Source organism: uncultured Jatrophihabitans sp. (genome assembly GCF_964244045.1).
Lineage (GTDB): Bacteria > Actinomycetota > Actinomycetes > Mycobacteriales > Jatrophihabitantaceae > Jatrophihabitans.
This window is the reverse complement of the sequence record NZ_CAXTHK010000081.1, coordinates 1-2,707: the sequence shown is the minus strand read 5'-3', so window position 1 is coordinate 2,707 and position 2,707 is coordinate 1. Positions and strand designations below refer to the sequence as shown.

The following is a 2,707-nucleotide window of genomic DNA, read 5'->3' as shown; positions in this document are numbered from 1 at the left end:
AGGCATGTCGCTCCTCCCGCCGTTCCACTCAGACGTGCGGCGCCAACCCTGCGAAAGCGAAGTCATGTTGTCTACCGTCGCCCGCGCCACCGCGCTGACCGCCGCCGTCATGCTTGTTCCCGCGCTCTGTGCGACAAGCGGCGCCGCCGCGGCCCCGGCCGCGACGCACCACCGGGCCACCCTCACCGTGCACGCCACCAGCCAGCATCACGTCATCGCGGCCACGACGACCCGCCCCGGCGTCGCCCGGATCGCCAACACCGGCAGCCAGCCGATCTTCTTGGTCAGGTCCCGTCACGGTGCCGGCAAAGCGGCTCTGGCCCATGATCTCAACGCCGACACTGCCGGCCCCTTGATCAAGAACTTCACCGTCGCCGACATCCTGCCCTCGAAGGCCATCACCTACCTGCGCCTGAGCCGAGGGACGTACTACCTCGCAGACACCTCTCGCGACACGTTCACCGCCACATCCATCGCCGCGCTGCGCGTCGCCGGCAACAAGGTCAACGCCACCGCGCCGAAAGCCCGTCACGTCATCGTGAACAGCAGCGGCACCCTCACCAGCCCAGCCACCATCACGACCAGCAGCGAGCTGGGGGTCACGAACCGCAGCACGCACCTGCAAGAACTGTTCCTTGTGCAGGTCGCGCCCAAGGTCACGTCCGGCGACCTCAACGCCTTCCTGGCCAAACCAAGTTTCGACAAGCTCTACACCGTCGCCGCCGGCATTCCGGACTTCCTGGCAATGCTCTCCCCACGAGGCCACGCCACCAGCAGCCACCACAGTCGCACCGGCCGGTACCTCGTGCTCACCCTCGCACTCACCAGCCACTCCGCCGAGCCCCGCATCACCGCAGGACACGTGGGGCTCATCAACGTCAAGTAACCCAGCCCGACACAACACCCGGCTGTCGCGGCGTCTTCAAACCGCGACAAGAGCGCGGAGCGCTCAACGCGGCATGACAGCGCAGCCGCGCCAAGCGGCGAGCGGGCTTGCGGCTGCTGGGTGCGCGGCTCAAGCTGCCGTCATGAACCTGCGTGCGTTCTGGGCCGGCATCCGCTACGGCGCTTCACGATGGCGGGCGCGAGACCTCGCCGAAAACGATCCGGGTTCTGAGGCAGAGCGTCGCCTGCAGGCTGCAGGCCTCATCCCGCCGGTCTTTGGGCTCATGAACCTCGGCGGGTTCGAGCCCGGGGAAGAGCGGCTGCGGGTGCAGATCGACCGCTCAGCGAGCGCCGCGATGGTCGAGGAAGTGCGCGAGGTACTTCGCGGGTTGCGCTTCGAGGTGGATTTCGCCAACCCAGATGCCGGGATCATGTACGCGGATGATTTGCGCAGCGAAGGCGTCGCCAGTCCAGCATCCCGGACCGCGGCGCTCAACGCGGCATGACAGCGGCATGAGCGGCCGGCCCGTCATTAAGGGACGATGGCCGGGCTTCAACCGCCGAACATCACTCCGCGGTTCGAAGGGACAGACCGAACCGCGCACCGAAGACCGTGAAGAGCGTCGGACAACCGCGCTTCCAACTTGGGTGTCACCGGCCCGGTCACACTGACGAGGACCCACTCCTCCTCGTTGATCCATGGCCGATCCTCATCGGCGTCGTCCTCATCGCCCTGCCATTCCAGATTCCTGACAGGCGGCATGAGCCCTGCTTGCTGCAGACGCGCGCTGACCCCAGCGACAATTCCGTTCTCATCCACCGGGTGACCCTAACGGCGATGCAGCGACACGCCCCAAGCGGCGAGATCAACACGGCTTGGGAGCGGGGTGGCGCTCAACGCGGCACGAGTGCTAGCTGTTGAAGGTGTCGGCCTCGCTGTGCAGCAGGTCTGTCGGCTGGACCTCTGCGGCTTCAAGACCCTCGGTATCGATGATGTCTGTGATGAGGGCGGAGGTGCCGCCGACGAGGGTGGAGTCGAAGTCGATCTCGGTGGCGACGAGCCAGGCCCTATCGGTGTTCCACATCAGGTTGGGTGATCGCACGATGAGCCAGCGCTCGTTTGCCCAGTTGCCGAACCGTTCAGCCAGGTCGAGATCGCCGCGGAACAGGGCGTACTGACGGTGAGGAAGAGTGAGCTTTCCTACCGGCGGTGGAGTCCGGGCGTTCGGTGCCAACGGCTCGGGCATGTGTACCTGCGGCCGGCCGTCCTGGTAGGTCGTGATTCGGGTCGGTCGGGCGAGGTCACCCCAGCCCTCCCAGAAGGCAAAGACACAGTCCTCGGGGCTGGGGGTGTGGCGCCGCAACGTCGCGGTCAGCCGGTGTAGTTCGGTAGGCGCGAGGTCGCCCGTTCTGGGTGCTGCCGGGCCAAACTCATTGGTCTGATTGCCCGGGGCGATGGCGTCAAACTGCGCCATCTGGTGCATGACGGTGCCGTTCTGTCGGGCAATCGATGACCAGGTCGTGGACTCCTCGCGTCCTGGGTCGGCCGGATGGAAGACACGGACGTAGCTCTGAAAGCCGCGTGGGACGTGAGTAGTCACCGCGCCGAAGTCGTCTCCTAGCAATGGCGCGATCCAGGCCGAGAGCTCCGACTCCGTCAGCCCGGCCACATCGAAGACGCTCACCCGATCAGTCTCCCGCGACACGGAAGTCGAAAACGTCGGGCCTGAGTCCCGGGCGAGTGGACAGGTCGGAACATCAACCCACCGCGCTCAACGCGGCATAGAAACGTGTTCTGCGCTGGGGGTCTGGACGTAAGGAA

4 protein-coding genes are annotated in these 2,707 nt (G+C 66.1%); 2 read left to right on the top strand and 2 right to left on the bottom strand.

Annotated features, from left to right (window positions below; all coding sequences use genetic code 11):
• The first annotated feature begins 64 nt into the window (after positions 1 to 64).
• Together ACFFC4_RS22210 and ACFFC4_RS22205 are read left to right on the top strand one after the other, a co-directional pair.
• Complete coding sequence (locus ACFFC4_RS22210) at positions 65 to 886, top strand: hypothetical protein (RefSeq protein WP_375504942.1); 822 nt, start codon at positions 65 to 67, stop codon at positions 884 to 886.
• 142 nt (positions 887 to 1,028) lie between these two features.
• Entirely contained in the window at positions 1,029 to 1,391 is a 363-nt protein-coding gene (locus ACFFC4_RS22205) for a hypothetical protein (protein ID WP_375504940.1), read from the top strand.
• Positions 1,392 to 1,438: 47 nt separating this feature from the next.
• On the opposite strand, the gene ACFFC4_RS22200 is transcribed toward ACFFC4_RS22205, so the two are convergent.
• Together ACFFC4_RS22200 and ACFFC4_RS22195 are read right to left on the bottom strand one after the other, a co-directional pair.
• Complete coding sequence (locus ACFFC4_RS22200) at positions 1,439 to 1,705, bottom strand: hypothetical protein (RefSeq protein WP_375504938.1); 267 nt, start codon at positions 1,703 to 1,705, stop codon at positions 1,439 to 1,441.
• 91 nt (positions 1,706 to 1,796) lie between these two features.
• Positions 1,797 to 2,570 carry a hypothetical protein gene (locus ACFFC4_RS22195; protein ID WP_375504936.1) on the bottom strand — a complete coding sequence of 258 codons (774 nt, stop codon included), beginning with the start codon at positions 2,568 to 2,570 and terminating at the stop codon, positions 1,797 to 1,799.
• Positions 2,571 to 2,707: the final 137 nt, after the last annotated feature.

Excerpts from the sequence above, each read along its gene's own strand:
- ACFFC4_RS22210 (WP_375504942.1), top strand. The coding sequence starts at position 65 with ATGTTGTCTACCGTCGCCCGCGCCACCGCGCTGACCGCCGCCGTCATG.
- ACFFC4_RS22205 (WP_375504940.1), top strand. The coding sequence starts at position 1,029 with ATGAACCTGCGTGCGTTCTGGGCCGGCATCCGCTACGGCGCTTCACGA.